This is a genomic window from Streptomyces niveiscabiei (genome assembly GCF_001419795.1).
Lineage (GTDB): Bacteria > Actinomycetota > Actinomycetes > Streptomycetales > Streptomycetaceae > Streptomyces > Streptomyces niveiscabiei.
Genome location: NZ_LIRL01000717.1, coordinates 1 through 19,535 on the forward strand (window position 1 = coordinate 1; position 19,535 = coordinate 19,535).

Consider the following 19,535-nt stretch of genomic DNA (forward strand, 5'->3'; position numbering starts at 1 on the left):
CCCCGGAAGTCCGCACGCCCGTGATCCCCACCGTCCTGGCCGCCGCGCTGATGGCCCTGATCCGCTCCCTCGCCGCGCTCCGCCTCCAGCGCTGGCACCTCGGCGCCCCCGCGACCATGGTCCTGGCCGGAGTCCTGGTCGGACTCAGCGTCGAGGACTCCGTCGCCGCCGCGCTCAACACCGAGGTCGCCCAGCACGCCGCCGAGATCATCCTCGCGTTCCTGCTGTTCGTCGACGCCACCGAGATCCGCGGCGGACGCCTCTGGGGCAACTCGCCCCGCCTCGTCGCCCGCGTCCTGCTCATCGCGCTCCCGCTCAGCCTCGGCGCCGCGATGCTCCTCGGCAAACTCGTCTTCCCCGGCCTGGGCTGGGCGCTGATGCTGGTCATCGCCTGCGTCGTCGTCCCCATCGACTTCGCGCCCAGCGAAGGCGTCGTACGCGACGGACGGCTCTCCTCGCGCGTACGCAGCGTGCTGAACGTCGAGAGCGGCTACAACGACGGCATCGTCTCGCCCCTCTTCCTGTTCGCCCTGCTGCTGGCCGGCGGGGACAGCGCCCTCCACACCCCCACCGAGGCGCTGACCAGCGCCGCCGGACAGGCCGTGAAGGCCGTCATCGCCGGGCTCGTCATCGGCTGCCTCGTCGCCTGGCTCCTGGACCGGGCCGACCGCGTGGACTGGACGACCCCCCAGTCCCGCCGGATCGCCGTCCTGCTCACCCCGCTGATCGCCTACACGGCCGGCGTCGAGATCGGCGGCAACGGCTTCGTCACGTCCTTCGTCTGCGGCATCGCCTTCCGCTACGTCCACCGCGTCCTCGTCGCCCGCCGCCAGGCCCACCGCTCCTCCCTCGGCAGCCACGAGGTCGTCCTCCTGGAGGACGTCACCACCCTCATGACGATGACCATGTGGTTCGTCGTCGGGCTCGCGGCGGTCGTGACGTTCGCGATCGGCGTGAGCTGGCAGGCGGTCCTGTTCTGCCTGGCGGCCCTCACCGTCGTACGGATCGTCCCGGTCCTGGTCGCCCTCGCCGGGTCCCCCCTCGGCCGCAAGGACCGCCTGCTCCTCGGCCTCCTCGGGCCCCGGGGGACCACCACGATCGTCTTCGGCCTCATCGCCTACAACAGCCTCCCCGACGGCGCCCGCGCCGACACCGTCCTCCAGACGACGGTGCTGTCCGTCCTCGGCAGCGTGCTGCTGCACGGCATGTGCTCGGAGGCGCTGATCAAGCGGTCGGCGGCCGAGCGGACGCCCGCGGTGGTCAGCACCAGCCCGTGAACGCGGCGAGGACGCGGATCAGCGCAGCCCGGCGAAGAGGTCGTTCTCCGGGACGGCCGCGCCGGTGGTGTCCTGGACACGGACGAACGTCTCCATGCCCATCAGCTCCGCGAACCGCTCCTTGCCCATCCTGAGGAAGAAGATGTTCTCGCCCTGACTGGCGTGCGCGGCCAGCGCGTCGAACTTCTGGCCGCTGAAGCCGGTGGTGTCCACCCACGTCGTGATCTCGTCGTCGGGGAGGCCGATCTCGGCCAGCGCGGCGGCCTCGGCGGGGTCGGGCTCCGGCAGGTCCGGCTGGAACTCCCGCATGGCCTCGCCGAACTGCCGCATCATCGAGCGGGGCGCGGTGGTCCAGTACACCTTCGGCGCCAGCTCGGTCATCTCCAGCGCCGCCATCGTGATGCGGTGGGCCTGGATGTGGTCGGGGTGGCCGTAGAAGCCGTTCTCGTCGTAGGTGACGACCACATCGGGGCGGTAGTGCCGCATGAGGTCCGCGAGCCGGGCCGCGCCGTCCCGCACGGGGGTCCGCCAGAAGGAGCCGGGGGCGTCGTTGCCCGGCCAGCCCATCATCCCGGAGTCCGCGTAGTCCAGCGTCTCCAGATCGGAGACCTTCAGGACGTCGCAGCTCGCTTCGAGTTCCCGACGGCGCATCAGGGCGACCGCCGCCGGATCGTGCCCGGGATCGCCGGGCTTGACCCCGCCCGGTCCGTCACCGCAACTGCCGTCGGTACAGGTCACGAGAACCGTGCGGATGCCTTCCGCCGCATATCGCGCGAGGACCCCGCCGGTTCCGGTGGCCTCGTCGTCGGGGTGGGCGTGTACCGCCATGAGCGTCAAGGGCCGGTCAGTCATCGAACAGTCCTCCTGCGGACGTATGTCGTGATCCGGGCGCGCGGACAGTGCGCCACGGTCCCGGGCAGGGGGCCTGGGCGGTCTCCGGCCCTCGCCCCCTGCTGCCGGGTGTCTCGTCGATGCAACCACGACGACCGGACCGGCTGTTCCCGGGGGACTGCCGAGGACGCGCTCATGGCGGCTTGCATGCGCAGGACGGACTCTGGTGGGTGATCTGCCCGATCGATCCCGCCCGTACCTCAGCGGGGACCGCACGGCCTTGGTCTAAAGGCCCTGATCGGAGGGGACGGCCGCGTCCAGCCGCACGGCGGAGAGGGTGAAGGGGAGCACCTCGGGCGGGAGGCCGTTGATCCAGCGGCTGTACTGGCTGTTGACGACCAACGCCCGGTCGCGGGCGAGGGAGATGGAGCTGGGGTGGTGGAAGCCGCCGGGTGCGAGAAGGCGGCTCGTGTAGCGGCCTCGGGACAGATCGGGGGACATGGCGATGACGGTCACCTGGGGGGTGAGACCGGGGACATCGTTGATATTGCCCTGGACCACGTACAGCAGCCCGTCGCGGAAGGCCAGCCCGTCGCCGTTGGGGAGTTGGTGGCCGCCGAGGTCGACCCGGAGCACCTGCCGCGTGGACCGGTCAACGCGCCACAGCTGCCCGGTGGAGCTGTTGACGGTCAGCAGATGGCCTCCGACGCAGGTGATGCCGTTGAGGTTGTGACGGCCGTCGATCCACTCGATGGGGGTGGCGGTGACGTCGAGCCAGCGTTCGAGGCGCCAACCGCTGCCGGAATCGGCAAGCCGATAGACGACGGGCCGGAAGGAGTCGGTGGCGTACGTGCTGCCGTCCGGCGCGACGGCGATCTCGTTGACGAAACCGCCGTCTACGCCGCGCAGCAGGGCCAGCAGTGCGCCGCGCTCGGTGTCGTACACCCGCAAGGTGCCGGTGTCCGCGCCTCCGACCATGAGCCGTCCGGCGGAGTCGATGGCCATCCCGGACGTGGTGCTGCGGCCGTCGGTGCCGTCGGCCGACCATGAGCGCACCGCGGACTTGGTCAGATGGCCACGGTAGAGGGTGCCGTCCGCGGCGCTGCCGACGTAGATGTGGCCGGTGCGCGGGTCATACGCGTGCCCGGTGGGGAAGGCCCGGTCTCCGGGGACGATGTACTGCGCCGGCAGCCGGCCGGCACCGGGCGGCGCGCTGCCGCCGGGCGGCACGGTGGCCGACGTCGGCCGGGTCCAGGCCGCCGTGGCCACCACGGCGGCAGTGCCGGCGGCGGCGGTCAGCATCCTCCGCCGCGACACGGGCTGTTTACCCATCACATGCTCCATCTCGTCGGGGCGGGCCGGTGCGGAGAGTTCACCCTGCGTCTCGGGGCGTGGCCGGGCCGGTACCCGCGCCCGTGGCGGTGATCGCGGCGCCGACCTCGTCCAGGTCGGCGGCGGTCAGCTCCAGATCTCCCGCACCGATCCAGCCGTCGACCTGGGAGGCCCTGCGCGCGCCCACGATGGCGCCGCTGACGCCCGGCCAGGCCAGCACCCAGGCGATGGCCACCTCGGCCACGCTCGCCCCATGGCGCGCGGCGATCGGCTTCAGCGCGTCGGCGAGCCGGAGGTTGGCGGCCAGCCCGGTGGTGAAGTCGGCATGCGCGGACCGCCAGTCGTCGGCGCCCAGCGACGCCGCCCGCTCGGCGGTGAACGCGCCGCTCAGCAGTCCGGACTGCATCGGCGAGTAGGCGATCACGCCGGTGCCGTTGGCGTCCGCCCACGCGACCTCGGCCGCCGCCGACCGGTTGATCGCCGAGAACGGCGGCTGGATCACGTCCACGTGCGCGATCTTCTCCGCCGCCTCCAACTGCGCCACGTCGTGGTTGGACAGCCCGATCGCACCGACCTTGCCCTCGGCCTTCAGATCGGCCATGACCTGCCAATACTCCTCCAGCGGCGTGGCGTTGGGCGATACCGTGCCGAAGCCGTCACCGGCGTACTCCAGGGACTCGCCGGTGTCCGGCCAGTGCACCTGATACAGGTCGATCCGCTCCACGCCGAGGCGCCGCAGCGAGTCCTCGACCTCGCGGCGCACGCTCGCGGGCTTCATGATCCGCCGAGGCGCGGCCGACGGGTTGTCCCGGTCCCACACCAGGCCGGCCTTGGTGAAGACGTACGGCTTCTCGGAAAGATGCGCGATCGCCTTGCCGACCAGTTCCTCCGCGTGGCCGAGGCCGTACACAGCCGCGGTGTCGATCCAGTTCACGCCCGAGGCGATCGCGTGCCGGATGGCGGCGATCGACTCGGCGTCGTCGGTGTCGCCCCAGCTGAACATCCAACCGGACCCGGCCACCACCCAGGATCCGAACCCCACCCGGGTGATCTCCATCCCGGTACGGCCCAGCGGTTGCTTGGCGAGCATGGCTCTCTCTTTCCACGGCGACAGATGACGGTGCGAGGGTCCCCGGCACACCGGACGGCTTCCGGTCGGACCCGCCGTATCACTGTCGGCCGGGCCGCGCGAGCCTTGCCAGGGCAGGTGCATCCTGGGGAAAAGCTCCCCACCCTGACGGGGCGGCGGCCTGCCCATAATGGGCGGTGTGGATCGACGGACAGAGTTGAGCATGTTCCTGCGTTCACGGCGGGACCGGGTGACGCCGCAGGAGGTCGGACTGGCCACGCACGGCCGGCGCCGGGTACCGGGGCTGCGCAGGGAGGAACTCGCCCAGCTCGCGGGGGTGAGCATCGATCACTACGTACGGCTGGAACAGGGACGCAATCCTCACGTGTCCGAGCAGGTGCTCGACGCGATAGCCCGGGCCCTGCGGCTCAGCGCCGACGAGACCCGCCACCTGCGCAACCTCGCCCGCCCTGAGTCCAGCCGCTCCCGGCAGGAGCCGGTGGCCGACGTGCGTGCCTCGTTGCGGATGCTGCTGGACACCCTCGCGGGACCGGCCTACATCGTGGGACCGCGCGCGGAGTTCATCGCCTGGAACGACCTGGCCAGGGGCGTGTTCGCCGACTTCCCCACGCTGCCGGCGGCCGAACGCAACGCCGCCCGGCTGGTCTTCTTCGACCAGACCTTTCGCGAACTGTTCGGGCAGAGCCTGCCGCGCAAGTGCGCCGACACCGTCGCCTACCTGCGCCTGAACGCCGGCCGGTACGCCGACGACCCGCAACTCATCGAGCTCATCGGCACGTTGTCCATGCGCAGCCAGGAGTTCCGCCAACTGTGGGCGCAGCAGGACGTCAACGACAAGTCGCACGGCCGCTACCGGCTCGACCACCCCCTGGTAGGACCGCTCGACCTGCACTACGAGGCCGTGGACGTGGCCGGGACGGGCAACTGGAAGCTGATCGCCTACTCGGCCCAGCCCAACACCCCGTCGGCCGACGCGCTGCGGCTGATCGGCAGCTGGAACTCCAGCTGACCCGGCTCGCCCACCCGGGCCGGACGAGATCCTGCGTCCCGGACGGGCCGGCGGAGCGCTGTGGCGCACTTTCGAGGGTGCCGTGCCGCCCGGCGGCAGCGCCCTTGACCCCGTAGCCGTGCCGCACCTAGCCTTGCACAGCTGCGCTGAGGGGCATTTCGGCTGACTCGTGCACGGACCGGCGGTTCGCCGAAGTCCTGGATGCCGCCGACAAGTGAACGCGCTCCGATCCTTCACACCGTGTGGCCGTCCTGGGCCTCCACCTCATGTGGGCCCCGCCACGACAGCGCCGTCACCCCCAGCCGAAGGAGATCGGCATGGATGCTGAGCCCATTGCGTTAGTAGGGGTCGGATGCACATTGCCCGGCAGGGTTCACGGGCTGGACGACCTGCACACCGTCCTGAGGGAAGGGCGGGACTGCGTCGAAGAGATCCCGTCCAGCCGCTGGGACGTGGACGAGTTCTACGATCCCGACCCCCTGGCCCCGGGCAAGACCTACACCCGCCACGGCGGGTTCGTCGACGATGTCGACCTGTTCGACGCGGCGTTCTTCGGGATCTCGGACGCCGAGGCGGCTCGCATGGACCCGCAGCAGCGCCTGCTCCTCCAGACCGTGTGGCACGCGTTGGAGCACGCGGGACAGAACGCCGACGAGATCAGGGGCAGCAACACCGGCGTGTTCCTGGCCCTCATGAACAGCAACAGCTACTTCATCCTCAAGCACGAGGCCGTGGGCCTGGGCGGCATCACCGCCTACGACTCCATGAGCGACTCGATGAGCATCAGCGCCGGCCGCGTCGCCCACTTCCTCGACCTCAAGGGCCCCTGCCTCACGGTGGACACCGCCTGCTCCGGTTCGCTGGTCGCCATGCACCTGGCCCGGCAGTCCATCCTCACCGGCGAGTGCGACGCGGCCATCGTGGCCGGCGCCAATCTGATCCTCAACCCGCAGGTCCACATCGCGTTCTGCAAACTCGGCCTGTTCTCGCCCAGCGGCCAGTGCCGGTCGTTCGACGCGAAGGCGGACGGCTATGTCCGCAGCGAGGGCTGTGTGGCCGCGCTGCTGCGCCGCGGCTCGCTCGCCGAGGAGCGGGGCGATCCGGTCCTGGCCCACATCGTCGGCACCGCGATCAACCACGACGGCCGCACCCCCGCCCTGACCGCCCCCAACGGGCGGACCCAGGAGGAGGTGATGCGCGCCGTCCTCACCCGCGGCGGCATCGACCCGGCGCAGGTCGGCTACATCGAGGCGCACGGCACCGGCACCCCGGTCGGCGACCCCATCGAGATGGGCGCCATCGCCAGCGCCTACGGACGCCCGCGCACCGCCGACCGGCCCCTGTACGTCGGCTCGGCGAAGAGCAACTTCGGACACACCGAGGCGGCTGCGGGACTCCTCGGCGTCCTCAAGGCCGCCCTGTCCCTGCACCGCGAGACCATCTACCCCAGCGTCCACCTCGACCGCCTGAACCCCAAGATCGACCTCGGCGGCGCAGCGGTGGAGATCCCCACCGAGCCCGTGCCCTGGCCCCGGGGGGACGCGCCGCGCCTGGCCGCCGTCAACTCCTTCGGCTACAGCGGCACCAACGCCCACGTACTGCTGCGCGAAGCCCCGCGACCGCGCCCGTACACCGACACGGAGCGTCGACGCCCCGCCGAACTGCTGGTGCTGTCCGCCAAATCCCCGACGAGCCTGGACGCGCTGGCCGACCGCTGGGCGCAGTACCTCGCGCAGACCGACCGGGAGAGCCTCCCGGCCGCCGTGTACACCGCCGCAGCGGGCCGGGCCACGCACCGCCACCGCCTCGCCGTGGCCGGCCGCAACGGCACCGAGATCGCCGGCGACCTGCGGCTGTGGCGGACCAGGCGCACGCCCTCGTCGGTCACCTCGGGACGCCCGCTCAAGGCGGCCAGGACGGCCTTCGTCTTCACCGGCCAGGGCGTCCAGCACCCCGGCATGGCCCGCGAACTCTACGACCACGAACCGGAGTTCGCCGCCGCGATCGACCGGTGCGCCGAGGTCCTCGACGCCGAACTGCCCGTACCGCTGCGCCGGCTCCTGTTCGAGGAGCAGTCACCGCAGGCGCTCGACGACACACGCCTCGCGCAGCCGGCGCTGTTCGCCGTCGAGTACGCGCTCTGCGCCCTGCTGCGTTCCTGGGGGGTGGTGCCGGACGCGGTGGTGGGGCACAGCATCGGCGAGGTCGCCGCCGCGTGCGTCGCCGGCGTCCTCACGCTGGAGGACGCCGCTCACTTCAGCGCGGTACGCGGCCGGCTCATGGGTGAGCTGCCGCGTGACGGCGTGATGCTCGCCGTCGACGCCGACCCCGGCACGGTGGAGGGCTGGCTGTCCGGGCGCGAGGCCGACGTCTCCCTGGCCGCGGTCAACGGGCCGCGCGCCGTGGTCGTCTCCGGCCGGGCGCAGGCCGTCGACGACGTGGCGGGCCTCGCCGCGGCGCGGGGCGTCCGCGTCACCCGGCTGCGCACCTCCCACGCCTTCCACTCGCCCCTGATGGACCCGGCCCTGCCCGAGCTGGGCAAGGCCGCCGCCATGCTCCGTCCGGCCGCACCGGCGCTCGCGGTGTTCTCCGGCGTCACGGGCGAGGCGCTGACCGGCGCCGAGGGGCCCGAGTACTGGACCCAGCAGGCCCGCCGGCCGGTCCGGTTCCACGACGCCCTGCGCGCGGTCGCCGCCCGGGGCTGCACGGCGGTCGTGGAGATCGGTCCCCACCCCGCGCTGCGGACGTACGTGACCGAGGCGTTCGGCACGTCCGGCGTGACGGTGATCCCCACCCTCCGGCGCGACGGGCGGGACGTACGCAACCTCCTCGCCGCCGCGGGCGCCCTGTTCACGGCGGGCGCCGCGATCGACCTGCCCGCGCTCTACCGGGGCCCGGGCCACCGCCGTACCTCCACCGCCCCGCAGTACCCCTTCCGAGGGGACCGGTACTGGGTGACACCCCAGGACACCGGGCGCGCGACGGCCCCGGCGCCGCGGACGGCGGCACCCGAGCCGGCCGTGCACCGGGTCCACCGGCAGGACGTGCGGCCCGGCACGCCCTGGGTGGACCACCGCATCCTCGGCGCCACCGTGTTTCCCGCCACCGGCTATCTGGAGCTGGCCGTGGACGCCCGCGCCTCGGCCGACGGCTTCGGCGCCGCGCCCGTCGAGCTCACCGACGTCCACTTCGTACGGCCGCTCGTCCTGGCTCCCACCGGGTCCAGCAGCGTACGGGTGGACCTGGCCGGGGAGGGCGCCCCGGCGGACGGCCGCTTCCGGTTCACCGTGGCGGGCGGCGACGGCGACGACGCGCCCCGCTATTGCCACGGGACGGTCGGCCCCGCCGCCGGACACCCCGGCGCCCCCGCCGAGCCGCTTGAAGAGCTGCGCGCGCAGATGCCCACGGCGCTCGCGCCCGGGCGGCTGTACGGGCTGCTGCGCGAGGACGGCCTGGAGTACGGCGCGAGCTTCTCCACCGTCCGCGAGCTGTGGACCGACGAAGCCGGCGGCCAGGCGCTGGGCCGGATCACCGCCGCTCCCGACGGCGCGGCACGGTCCGGGCACGCCCACCGCTTCGCGACCATGCTCGACGGCTGTCTGCACCTGGCCGCCGCTGCGGCACGCGACGGCGCGGCCAAGGGCACCTACCTGCCGGCGGGCATCGGCCGGATGGTGCTGCACGCACCGCTGCCCGACCAGATCTGGGGCCACGTCCGGCTGAGCGCCGACGCCACCGACACCGCGTTCACGGCGCGCCTGCGCGTCCTGGACGACACCGGGCACCTCCTCGCGGACCTCGACGGCATCGAGTTCCGCCGCCTGGGCTCGCCCGCCGGTCCCTCGGCGGCCGACAACCGCCCCCACGAGAGCGGCGAGTCGCGGCGCGAACTGCGCGAACGCGTCGAACCGCTCGCGGCCGGGGAGCGCCGGCAGGCGGTCATCGACTGGCTCACGGTCGAGATCGTCGACACCCTGGGCCGGATGTCGGCGGAGCTGGAGATCGACCTGAGCGACCTCGACCCCTCCCTGGCCCTGCTGGAGATCGGCCTCGACTCGCTGACCATCACCGAACTCCAGCGGCGCATCCAGGAGAAGCTCGACTTCCGCTTCAAGGCCATGGAGGCCCTGGAGTACCAGAGCATCGACGAACTGGCGGAGTACCTCCTCCACCACGTGATCCTCGCGGACCCGGCCGGCGCTGACGCTCCGGCGCGCTCCTGAGCCAGGTCCCTCGCCGCGACCGGCAGACCACATCCCGGCAGATCCCACCAGAGGGGAAGTGCCAGCACCGTGTTGAGCCCCGACTACGTCAACAACTACCTCGACAGCCATCTCGGTGAACGCCAGGTCAACAAGATCCAGCACGGCTTCCCGTCGCCGCGCTACTGGAACGAACTCTCCGTGCCCCTCGACGAGATCGCCGAGGACCGCACCCGCCTGCGGGAGGCGCACGGCACGTCACCGGTGTTCCTGTACGTCGGCGTCCCGTACTGCATCCAGACCGACCCCGGAAAGTGCGGGTACTGCCTCTTCCCCGTGGAGGAGTTCCAGGGCAACGCCGCCCTGGAGACCTACTACGGGTACGTGGAGCGCGAAGCGGAGATGTACCGGGAGCAGATGCAAGGCTCCGTCCTCGCCGGAGCGTACTTCGGCGGGGGCACCTCCAACCTCTACAAGGGCCCCGTCTACCACCGGCTGATGGACATGGTCCGCCGCCTCTTCCCGGAGATCTCGCAGCAGGCCGACCTCACGCTGGAAGGCATCCCCCAGCTGTTCTCCCGGGAGAAGATGCAGGCCATCCGCGACTCCGGGATGAACCGCATCAGTATGGGCGTGCAGCAGGTCAACGAACGCCTCAACAGCTTCAGCGGCCGCAAACAGACCACCAAGCACGTCATCCAGAGCCTGGAGTGGGCCCGCGAACTCGGGCTGTCCGCCAACGTCGACGTGATCTTCGGCTGGCCGCAGCAGACCGTCGACACGATGCTGGAGGACCTGGAGACCCTGGTCTCCTGGGACGTCTACGACATCACCCACTACGAGCTGAACGTCGGCGGCCCGACCGACTTCGCGCTCAACCGCTTCCACGAACTGCCCAGCACCCTGGCCAACCTGGAGATGTACCGGGCGGGGCGCGACTTCCTGCTCGACCGCGGCTACCGGCAGCTCTCCACGTACAACTTCCGCCGCCCCGGCGACCCCACGGCCCACGACTTCCGCGAGGGCTACACCACCCGCTTCGACCACCTCGACACCCTGGGGCTCGGCTACGCGGCGATCACCTTCTTCGGCAACCCCGCGCTCGACCCGGGCCGCTCCTGGTCGTTCATCAACCAGCGCAACCTCGCCCAGTACAAGGCGGCCGTCGACAGCGGCAGGTTCCCCGTCGAACGCGGCTACCGGCACACCTCGCAGGACTGGCTGATGATGCTGCTCTTCCGCAGCCTCATCAGCACCGAGATCGACCGGACCCAGTACAGCGCCGCCTTCGGGCTCGACGTCTACGACGAGTTCGCCACCGTCTGGGACGCCCTGGCCGAGCGCGGCTACGCCCGGATCACACCGGAACGCATCACGCTGACCGGCGACGGCGCGTTCTACGCGCCGATGATCTCGGCCCTGCTCGCCGAGGACCGCTACCGCGAACTGCGCGAGGAGGCGGCACGGCGCAAGAAGGAGTCCGGCAGGCCGGCGGCGGCGTCCCGGAGCGGACAGTGACGGACGGGCTCCCCCTGGCGGGGCGCGGCTGTGTCGTCACCGGTGGGTCGCGCGGCATCGGCGCCGCGGTGGTGCGTCTCGCACTGGAACAGGGCGCCGACGTCGTCTTCGGCTACCACAGCGACAAGGACCGCGCCCGCGCCCTCGCCGACGAACTGGGAGCCGCCCACCCCGGGCGGCTCTGCGTCCCGCTGTACGCCCATGTCGCCGACACCGACGAGGCCGAGCGCTTCGCCGTCGCGGCGCTCGGCCACCTGGACCGGTTCGACGTCCTCGTCAACAACGCGGGCGTGACCCGGGACACCACGTTCGCCCGCATGGCGCCGCAGCAGTGGCACGAGGTCATCAGCACCAACCTCGACAGCATGTACGCCGTCACCAGACCCCTGGTGATGCCGCTGGTCAAACAGCGCGGCGGCGCCATCGTCAACATCGCGTCCTCCTCCGGGCTGCACGGCATCCCCGGCCAGACGGCCTACTCCGCCGCCAAAGCCGGGGTGATCGGCTTCACCAAGGCGCTGGCCAAGGAGATCGGCGCCCGGGGCGTCACCGTCAACGCGGTCGCCCCGGGGCTCATCGAGACCGACATGACCGCCGCGATACCGCCGGAGAGGACCGAGTTCCTCAAGTCCCTCATCCCCGGCCACGCCTTCGGCTCACCGAGGGACGTGGCACACCTGGTCTGCTTCCTCGCCTCCGACCGGGCCCGCTACATCACCGGGCAGGCCATCGAGGTCTCCGGCGGCCTGGTCGTCTAGCGGCTGCTCTCCTGGTCCGGGTTCACCGACGTGTCGCGACGCGGACCAGGTCGGCCACGGTACGAAGGCGGCTGTGCGGTGGCCAGGCGATCACCGTGGTCACGGGCGGCGCGTCCAGGACCGGCACGGCGGCGAGGTCCTGGCGCAGGCCGGGGCCGGCCGACTCGGGAAGGACCGCGGTGGTGCGGCCGAGCGCGATCATCTGGAAGAGCTGCGTCAGGTTCCGTACCTCCGTGCCCGGCCCTTCCGGGTAGGTGCCGTCCGGACCGGGCCAGCGGGCCATCGGGAGGTCCGGCAGCGCGGTGACGTCGGCCATCCGGACCTCGGAGCGGCCGGCGAGCGGGTGCGAGGCCGGCAGGATCGCGACCTGACCCTCCGTGCACAGGGCTTCGGTGTCGAGACCGGCTGCCGAGTCGAAGGGCAGGTGCAGCAGCGCCACGTCGGCCCGCCCGTCCAGCAGCAACTGCTGGTGCTGGTGCGCCTCGCACAGCAGCAGATCGACGGTGGCCGCGCCCGGTTCCCCGGCGTAGGCGTCGAGCAGTTTCGCCAGCAGTTCACCGGCGGTGCCGGACTTCACGGCCAGGACGAGACTGGGCTCTGCTGCCGCGGCCCGTCGGGTACGCCGCTCGGCCGCCGTCACCGCGCTGAGGATCGCACGCCCCTCGGCCAGCAGCACGGCTCCGGCCCCGGTGAGCGTGACCCTGCGGCTGGTGCGCTCCAACAGCGCGACCCCGAGCCGCCGTTCGAGCTGGACGATCGCGCGGGACAGCGGCGGCTGGGCCATCCCGAGGCGCTCGGCGGCCCTGCCGAAGTGCAGCTCCTCGGCGACGGCGACGAAGTACCGCAGCTCGCGTATCTCCATGCGTACAGGCTAATGACGGCAGACGGCCGATCGATACCGTCCGGGTATCGCCGCACTACCGAGCTGGTGTTGGTGCCCGGCTGCGGCACCGGCATGCTCGCTGTCGTGAGCGAGAAGACGATCGCGCTGGTCACAGGCGCGAACAAGGGAATCGGGTACGAGATCGCGGCCGGACTGGGGGCGCGGGGCTGGAGCGTCGGTGTCGGCGCCCGGGACGAGCGGCGCCGCGAGGACGCCGTGGCGAAGCTGCGCGCGGCCGGCGCCGACGCGTTCGGCGTACCCCTGGACGTGACCGACGACGAGAGCGTGACCGCCGCGGCCCACCTGATCGAGGAGCGGGCAGGACGGCTCGACGTCCTGGTCAACAACGCCGGTATCGCCGGCGGCTGGCCGGAGGAACCCACGACCATCGACCTCGACACCGTACGGCGGCTGCTGGAGACCAACGTCATCGGCGTCATCAGGGTCACCAACGCGATGCTGCCGCTGCTGCGCCGTTCCGCGCACCCCCGGATCGTCAACCAGTCCAGCCACGTCGGCTCCCTGACCTTGCAGACCACGCCCGGCGTCGACCTCGGGGGGATCAGCGGGGGCTACGCGCCGACGAAGACCTGTCTCAACGCCGTCACCATCCAGTACGCCAAGGAGCTGAGCGGCACCGACATCCTGGTCAACAACGCCTGCCCCGGTTACGTGGCCACCGACCTCAACGGATTCAGCGGGACCCGGACCCCCGAACAGGGCGCGGCGATCGCCATCCGGCTGGCGACCCTGCCGGACGACGGCCCGACCGGCCGGCTGTTCGACGACAACGGGGTCGTCCCCTGGTGAGCCGACCTAGCCATGGCCGCTGCTCACGCGCAGGAGACCCTCCTGCGCGAGGGTGGCGGCCAGGATGCCGTCACGGGTGAAGACCTGGCCGAGGACGAGCCCCCGTCCGCCGGCGGCCACGGGGGTCTCGTGGGCGCACAGCAGCCACTCGTCCGCGCGGAAGGGGTGGTGGATCCACACCGTGTAGTCGAGGCTGCGGCCACTGGCGTGGAACCACGAGACGCCGTGCCGCACGAGCACGGTCTCCAGCATGGTGACATCGCAGAGATAGACCAGGAGGCAGGCGTGGAGCAGCCGTTCGCGGTCGCCGCCCGCCCCGGGAGGCAACTCGCCGTGGGTGCGCAGCCACACCTGCGTCCGGGCGGACGCCAGCGACGGGTCCTTCTCCACGTCGAAGCTCAACGGTCCGACGAACCGCTGGTCGTAGGGCTTGCCGAGGGGTGACACGTACGCGCCGAACGCCTCGGACAGCCGCTCCTCGTAGGTGGGCAGGCCCTCCGGCGCCGGGGCCGCCGGCATGGGGGTCTGGTGGGCGAGGCCGGGCTCGGGGCGGTGGAAGGAGGCGGTCAGGGCGAACACCTCCCGGCCGCGCTGGCTCGTACAGACCCGGCGGGTGGCGAAGGCCGCGCTGTCGCGCACCGGCTCGACCCGGTGCTCGAAGGGCGCGTCCGGCACGGCGGGCCGGGTGAACGACGCGTGCACCGAGTGCACGGCCAGCGCGCCGGACACCGTACGGCCTGCGGCGGCCAGCGCCTGGGCGGCCAGATGCCCGCCGTACACGGGGGCGGACTGCTCCAGCGGGGCCCGCCCGCGGAAGTACGCGGCCTCGCCCCGGCCGGGCACGGCGTCCACATCGAGCAGATCGAGCAGGTCGAGCAGTGCGTCTCGCTGATCCATGGACCCCACTCACCTCGGCGTCGCCGTGCGCCGGCCAGTAACCGAACAGGCCCTGAAGCTGGCCGAGTTGAGCCGCTGACAGGGCGTCAGTCGGTACGGTACCCCGGAGTGACGCCCGGCCGACGATCGGAGGACCCTCATGTCCGACCGCGTCAGAGCCTTGCTGTACCGGCGACGCACGGTCGTCCTGTGGGTGAGCGCGGCGGTTGTCGTCCTGGCCGCGATCGGCGGCCTGGGCGTGGAGAACCGCCTGGTCCACGGCGGGTTCGCCGATCCCGGCGCCCAGTCCTCCCGCGCCGAGCGCCTGGTGGCCGAGCACTTCTCCACCACCGACGACGACCTGGTACTGCTCCTGCGCGGCGCGGGCCCGGTCGACTCGCAGCGGATGACCTCGGTGGGAACGGAACTGACGCGTCGCGCGGAGCGCACTCCCGGCGTGCGGGCGGCCACCTCGTACTGGACAGCCGGGCGCGCGCCCGCGCTCCGCTCCCGGGACAGCTCCATCGGCCTCGTCACCCTCTCCCTGCGCGGCGACGAGGACGACCGGGCCAAGACCGCCGAGCGACTGGTGCCCGACATGCGGCGACACGCGCAAGGGCTGACGGTGATGGCGGCCGGCGCCGCGCAGGTGCAGTCGGAGGTCGGCGAGCAGACCGCGCACGACCTGCTGCTCGCGGAGGCGATCGCCACGCCGGTCACCCTCGTCCTCCTGCTGCTGATCTTCGGCAGCGCGGTCGCCGCCGCCCTGCCGCTGGTCATCGCCCTGCTGTCGATCCTGGTGAGCCGGGCCGTGCTCAACGCGCTCGCGGGCGCCGTGCCGATCTCGGTGTACTCGATGAACTCCACCACCGCGCTCGGCCTCGGACTCGCCATCGACTACAGCCTGTTCATCCTCGCCCGCTTCCGCGAGGAACTGCGCGGCGGCGCCACGGTCCAGGAAGCCCTGGTGCCCACCGTGCGCAAGGCCGGGCGGACCGTCGCGTTCTCCGCGCTCACCGTCGCCCTGTCCCTCGTCGCCCTCCTGGTCTTCCCCCAGTTCTTCCTGCGGTCCTTCGCCTACGGCGGGATCGCGGTGGTCCTCACGGCCGCCGCCGGGGCGGTCCTCGTCCTGCCCGCGCTGCTGGCCGTCCTGGGCCACCGGGTCAACCGCTACGACGTCTTCGCCCGCTGGCGCGCCGCCGCGCCGCCCGCCGCCGCCGAGGCGGGGCGCTGGTACCGGTTCGCGAAGGCGGTGATGCGCCGCCCCGTCCTGTACGGCGGCGCCGTGACCGTCCTGCTGCTGGTCCTGGCGTCCCCCTTCACGCGGGTCTCCTCCGGTCTCTTCGACGACCGCTCGCTGCCCGCCGACTCCCAGGTCCACCGCGCCACGCAGGTGCTGCGCGACCGCTTCGACGCCGGGGTGCTGGGCACCGTCCCGGTGGTGGTCCGGGGGACGGAGCCCGGCCTGGACCCCTACGCCCGGGCACTGTCCACGGTGCGGGGCGTCCGGCAGGTGAACGCGTCCACCGGCTCCTACCAGGAGGGCCGCCGCGTCCAGGAACCCGGCCCGGCCGCCGCCGGCCTGGTGGACGGCGACCTCACGCTGCTCTCCGTGGTCTCGGCGGTGGAGCAGGGCACCGAACTCGTCGGCCGCCTGCGGGAGGTGACGCCGCCCGACGGAACCCAGGGGGTCTGGGTGGGGGGACGAGCCGCCGAGGTCGCTGACAGCACCGCGGCCATCACCCGGGCCACCCCGGCGGCGATCGGCATCGTGGTGGGCCTCTCCCTGGTGCTGCTGTTCCTGTTCACCGGGAGCGTGCTGATGCCGCTGAAGGCGCTGGTCCTCAACACCCTCAGCCTCAGCGCCACGTTCGGGGCGATGGTGTTCGTCTTCCAGGAAGGGCACCTCTCCTTCCTCGTCGGCAGCCCGCTGCACACCGGCACCCTGGACGCGACCATCCCCATCCTGACCTTCTGCGTGGCCTTCGGACTCTCCATGGACTACGAGGTCTTCCTCCTGTCCCGCATCCGCGAGAGATACCTCCTCACCGGCGACAACACCGAGTCGGTGGCCTTCGGCCTCCAGCACACCGGCCGCATCATCACCGCCGCCGCACTCCTCGTCGCCGTCGTCCTGTCCGTCTTCGCGGTCAGCGGAGTGACCCTCCTGAAACTCCTCGGCGTCGGCCTCGCCCTCGCGGTCATCCTCGACGCGACCCTCGTCCGCGCCGTCCTCGTCCCCGCGTTCATGCGCCTCGCGGGCCGCGCCAACTGGTGGGCCCCCACACCCCTGCGCCGCTTCCATTACCGGGTGGGGCTGCGGGAGGACACCGAGGCGTGACCGGCGTCGCGGGCCGATGAGGGCGCCGGCGGCGACCCTCAAGATGCCGTCGGTGAAGGAGGCGCCGAGGGGGTCGCGTCGGCCGAGGCTCAGGCTGCCGGGGTGGCTCTGCGCCGGTACACCAGATACGGCCGCGCGAGATAGCCGACCGGCACGCTCCACACATGCACGAGCCGGGTGAACGGCCAGACGGCGAAGAGGAGACAGGCGCTCAGCGCGTGGAGCCGGAACAGCGGGGGAGCGTCGGCGATGGCCGACGGCCGGGGGCGGAGTGTGAACACACCCCGGAACCAGAGGGAGACGGTCTCGCGGTAGTCGTACCCGGCGCCGAAGACGTTGTGCGCGGCGGTCGCCGCGATGCCCAGCAGGACCGTCGTGGCCAGCAGGGGGAAGAGGAGTCTGTCGCTGCGGTCCGTGGTGAGGCGGATCCTGCGGGCCAGCAGGCGGCGGGCGCACAGCAGGCCCAGCCCGGCGACCATCGCGAGTCCCGCGACTGAACCCAGCCAGACGGCCGCGGTGTGGTACGCGTGCTCGCTCACCCCCGCCGACTCGGTCCACGCCTCCGGGACCGCGAGCCCCACCACGTGCCCGGCGATCACCAGGAAGGCACCCAGGTGGAACAGCGGACTTCCCCAGCGCAGCCAGCGGTGTTCGAGGAGCTGACTGGTGTGGGTGGTCCAGCCGAACTGGTCGCGGCGGTAGCGCCAGACGTGTCCCGCGACGAACACGGCGAGGCAGGCGTAGGGGAAGGCGACCCACAGGAGCAGGCCGGTGGCCGAGACGTTCATCGCCGCTCCCCGGGAACGCGCTCGCCGCCGTCGAAGCCCGGGTAGGGGGCGAGGCCGACCTCCTCGTCCGGCGGTCCCTCGGCGGCGAGCCGCGCCACCGCCGCGCGGTCGGCCTCGCTGGGGGGCGGGAGCAGGGTGAGCAGTGCGGCCAGGACGTGCCGGTACGGGGAGCCGGCGTCGCCGAGGGCCTGGTGGATCAGCTCCAGGCCGCGCCGGTGCTGACGCAGCGGAGCCTCCCCGCCGCGCGGCCCGGCGAGCGCCGCGAACTCCAGGACGACCGGCAGATGGTCGGGCAGCTCACCCGCGCCGACGTCCCAACCGGCGGCGCGATAACGCCGGCCCAGGGTCAGCAGCGCCATGCCCCGGCGACGGGTGTCGCCGTGCAGGTAGTAGGTGAGGTACAGGCTGCTGCGCCGCCGCAGGTCGAACGTCTCGACATAGTGCCGCTCCAGGGCCTGCGGCTCCTGGGAGGCGAGCCAGGCGGTGAACGCGCTCAGGTGCCGGGCGGCCGTGGAGGACGGCAGCGCCTCGACGGTGGCCGTCAACTCCGCGCGGGCCGCGACGAGTTCACCGTCCGGGTACTGGAGCAGCAGCGAACACAGCCGCAGCAGCAGGGCGCGCGCCCCGGCCTCCTCGGGGGTGAGGCGGCGTACGGCGGCCCGGACCCGGGTGCGGACCATGCCGGTCAGGGTCGAAGGCAGCGGGCTCACGGTCGTCCTCCTCGCAGGGTCGGCATGCCGAGCGGCACCCGGCGATCGCCGGCCGTCTCGACGGGACAGCGGTTCTCCAGCGCCGCGACGTCCTCCTGGTGCGCGGCCGGAACGACGTACCGGTCCTCGTACTTGGCGACGGCGAGCAGCCGGTGCAGGTCCTCGGCGTCGCGGGGAGTGAGGTGTACGGCGTCGAGGGTGCCGTCGTCGCCGAGTGCGCGCGCCCGCATGTGCGACCGCAGCGCGGTGAGCTTCATCAGCACCCCGGCGACGACGTCCGTGTCCCCGGCGGTGAACAGTTCGGCCAGGTATTCCAGGGGGATGCGCAGCCGGGTGACGGCGGCGAAGACGTGGTCGGGGTCGTCCTGGTCGCCACCCGCGCCGGTCACGGCGTCCAGGACCGGGGAGAGCGGGGGGATGTACCAGACCATGGGCAGGGTGCGGTACTCCGGGTGCAGCGGGAGAGCGAGCCGGTGGCGTACGGCCAGTTCGTACACGGGGGAGCGGCGGGCGGCGTCCAGCCAGTCCTCGGGGATCCCCGACTCCCGTGCCGCTGCGGTGACGTGGGGGTCGTGGGGGTCGAGGAAGACGCCGCGCTGGGCCTCCAGCAGGTCCCGCGGGTCAGGGGTGGCCGCGGCCTCTCCGACGCGGTCGGCGTCGTACAGGAGCAGCCCCAGGTAGCGCAGCCGGCCGACGCAGGTCTCCGAGCACACGGTGGGCCGGCCGGCCTCGATGCGCGGGAAGCAGAAGGTGCACTTCTCGGCCTTGCCGGTGGCGTGGTTGACGTACACCTTCTTGTACGGGCACGCCGTCACGCACATCCGCCAGCCCCGGCAGCGGTCCTGGTCGACGAGGACGATGCCGTCCTCGACCCGCTTGTACAGCGCGCCGGACGGACAGGCCGCCACGCAGGCCGGGTTGAGGCAGTGCTCGCACAGGCGGGGCAGGTGGAAGAGGAAGGTCTGCTCGAACTCGAAGCGCACCTTCTCGGCCCAGGCGCCGCCGAGGTTCGGGTCGGCGCCCGCGATCTCGGGGGCGCCGCCGAGGCCGTCCTCCCAGTTGGCGCCCCAGGTGACGGCGGTGGGCCTGCCGGTGAGGACGGAGCGGGGG

Annotated in this window: 15 protein-coding genes; 7 read left to right on the forward strand and 8 right to left on the reverse strand. The window is 72.3% G+C overall.

What is annotated here, in order from left to right:
• Window positions 1–1,277 (forward strand): cation:proton antiporter domain-containing protein (locus AOK24_RS31480; RefSeq protein WP_240554227.1); only part of this gene is annotated, 1,277 nt, incomplete at its 5' end.
• A gap of 18 nt (window positions 1,278–1,295) precedes the next feature.
• Here AOK24_RS31480 and AOK24_RS31485 read toward each other — a convergent pair.
• The 3 genes from AOK24_RS31485 to AOK24_RS31495 form a co-directional block, all read right to left on the reverse strand.
• Window positions 1,296–2,129, reverse strand: a complete 834-nt coding sequence (locus AOK24_RS31485; RefSeq protein WP_055723438.1) for a PIG-L family deacetylase — start codon at window positions 2,127–2,129, stop codon at window positions 1,296–1,298.
• Window positions 2,130–2,393: 264 nt separating this feature from the next.
• On the reverse strand, window positions 2,394–3,440 hold the full coding sequence (locus AOK24_RS31490; protein WP_159052043.1) for an SMP-30/gluconolactonase/LRE family protein: 1,047 nt from the start codon (window positions 3,438–3,440) through the stop codon (window positions 2,394–2,396).
• A gap of 40 nt (window positions 3,441–3,480) precedes the next feature.
• Window positions 3,481–4,530, reverse strand: coding sequence for an aldo/keto reductase (locus AOK24_RS31495; RefSeq protein ID WP_055723440.1), 1,050 nt, complete (start codon window positions 4,528–4,530; stop codon window positions 3,481–3,483).
• Between the two features lie 169 nt (window positions 4,531–4,699).
• On the opposite strand from AOK24_RS31495, the gene AOK24_RS31500 reads away from it, so the two are divergent.
• From AOK24_RS31500 to AOK24_RS31515, 4 genes are all read left to right on the forward strand, one after another.
• Entirely contained in the window at window positions 4,700–5,539 is an 840-nt protein-coding gene (locus AOK24_RS31500) for a helix-turn-helix transcriptional regulator (protein ID WP_055723441.1), read from the forward strand.
• Between the two features lie 317 nt (window positions 5,540–5,856).
• The gene (locus AOK24_RS31505) at window positions 5,857–9,762 is read left to right on the forward strand and encodes a type I polyketide synthase (RefSeq protein WP_276206870.1); all 3,906 of its coding nucleotides are present in this window, start codon (window positions 5,857–5,859) and stop codon (window positions 9,760–9,762) included.
• Window positions 9,763–9,831: 69 nt separating this feature from the next.
• Entirely contained in the window at window positions 9,832–11,259 is a 1,428-nt protein-coding gene (locus tag AOK24_RS31510) for a coproporphyrinogen-III oxidase family protein (RefSeq protein WP_055723443.1), read from the forward strand.
• The gene (locus tag AOK24_RS31515; RefSeq protein ID WP_055723444.1) at window positions 11,256–12,017 is read left to right on the forward strand and encodes an SDR family oxidoreductase; all 762 of its coding nucleotides are present in this window, start codon (window positions 11,256–11,258) and stop codon (window positions 12,015–12,017) included. Before AOK24_RS31510 ends, AOK24_RS31515 begins: the two co-directional genes overlap by 4 nt.
• Window positions 12,018–12,039: 22 nt before the next feature.
• Here AOK24_RS31515 and AOK24_RS31520 read toward each other — a convergent pair whose 3' ends face one another.
• The gene (locus AOK24_RS31520; protein WP_055723445.1) at window positions 12,040–12,879 is read right to left on the reverse strand and encodes a LysR family transcriptional regulator; all 840 of its coding nucleotides are present in this window, start codon (window positions 12,877–12,879) and stop codon (window positions 12,040–12,042) included.
• 93 nt (window positions 12,880–12,972) lie between these two features.
• Between AOK24_RS31520 and AOK24_RS31525 the strand changes: the two genes are divergently transcribed.
• Window positions 12,973–13,710 carry an SDR family oxidoreductase gene (locus AOK24_RS31525; RefSeq protein ID WP_055723451.1) on the forward strand — a complete coding sequence of 246 codons (738 nt, stop codon included), beginning with the start codon at window positions 12,973–12,975 and terminating at the stop codon, window positions 13,708–13,710.
• Window positions 13,711–13,716: 6 nt separating this feature from the next.
• On the opposite strand, the gene AOK24_RS31530 is transcribed toward AOK24_RS31525, so the two are convergent.
• Entirely contained in the window at window positions 13,717–14,607 is an 891-nt protein-coding gene (locus AOK24_RS31530; RefSeq protein WP_055723446.1) for an acyl-CoA thioesterase, read from the reverse strand.
• Between the two features lie 139 nt (window positions 14,608–14,746).
• Here AOK24_RS31530 and AOK24_RS31535 point away from each other — a divergent pair, with 139 nt between their 5' ends.
• Window positions 14,747–16,927 carry an MMPL family transporter gene (locus AOK24_RS31535; protein ID WP_063799547.1) on the forward strand — a complete coding sequence of 727 codons (2,181 nt, stop codon included), beginning with the start codon at window positions 14,747–14,749 and terminating at the stop codon, window positions 16,925–16,927.
• Window positions 16,928–17,016: 89 nt separating this feature from the next.
• On the opposite strand, the gene narI is transcribed toward AOK24_RS31535, so the two are convergent.
• From narI to AOK24_RS31550, 3 genes are all read right to left on the reverse strand, one after another.
• A complete protein-coding gene (gene narI / locus AOK24_RS31540; protein WP_055723447.1) occupies window positions 17,017–17,715 on the reverse strand; it encodes a respiratory nitrate reductase subunit gamma in 699 nt (232 codons plus the stop codon).
• Window positions 17,712–18,425, reverse strand: coding sequence for a nitrate reductase molybdenum cofactor assembly chaperone (gene narJ, locus AOK24_RS31545; RefSeq protein WP_055723448.1), 714 nt, complete (start codon window positions 18,423–18,425; stop codon window positions 17,712–17,714). Before narJ ends, narI begins: the two co-directional genes overlap by 4 nt.
• Window positions 18,422–19,535, reverse strand: a 1,114-nt coding sequence (locus tag AOK24_RS31550; RefSeq protein ID WP_055723449.1) for a 4Fe-4S dicluster domain-containing protein, incomplete at its 5' end; no start/stop codon positions are given. The genes AOK24_RS31550 and narJ, both read right to left, overlap by 4 nt.

Coding starts and splice junctions, on each gene's coding strand:
- AOK24_RS31535 (WP_063799547.1), top strand. CDS start 14,747: ATGTCCGACCGCGTCAGAGCCTTGCTGTACCGGCGACGCACGGTCGTC.
- AOK24_RS31530 (WP_055723446.1), bottom strand. CDS start 14,607: ATGGATCAGCGAGACGCACTGCTCGACCTGCTCGATCTGCTCGATGTG.
- AOK24_RS31505 (WP_276206870.1), top strand. CDS start 5,857: ATGGATGCTGAGCCCATTGCGTTAGTAGGGGTCGGATGCACATTGCCC.
- AOK24_RS31520 (WP_055723445.1), bottom strand. CDS start 12,879: ATGGAGATACGCGAGCTGCGGTACTTCGTCGCCGTCGCCGAGGAGCTG.
- AOK24_RS31525 (WP_055723451.1), top strand. CDS start 12,973: ATGCTCGCTGTCGTGAGCGAGAAGACGATCGCGCTGGTCACAGGCGCG.
- AOK24_RS31485 (WP_055723438.1), bottom strand. CDS start 2,129: ATGACTGACCGGCCCTTGACGCTCATGGCGGTACACGCCCACCCCGAC.
- AOK24_RS31500 (WP_055723441.1), top strand. CDS start 4,700: ATGGGCGGTGTGGATCGACGGACAGAGTTGAGCATGTTCCTGCGTTCA.
- narI (WP_055723447.1), bottom strand. CDS start 17,715: ATGAACGTCTCGGCCACCGGCCTGCTCCTGTGGGTCGCCTTCCCCTAC.
- AOK24_RS31490 (WP_159052043.1), bottom strand. CDS start 3,440: ATGGGTAAACAGCCCGTGTCGCGGCGGAGGATGCTGACCGCCGCCGCC.
- AOK24_RS31495 (WP_055723440.1), bottom strand. CDS start 4,530: ATGCTCGCCAAGCAACCGCTGGGCCGTACCGGGATGGAGATCACCCGG.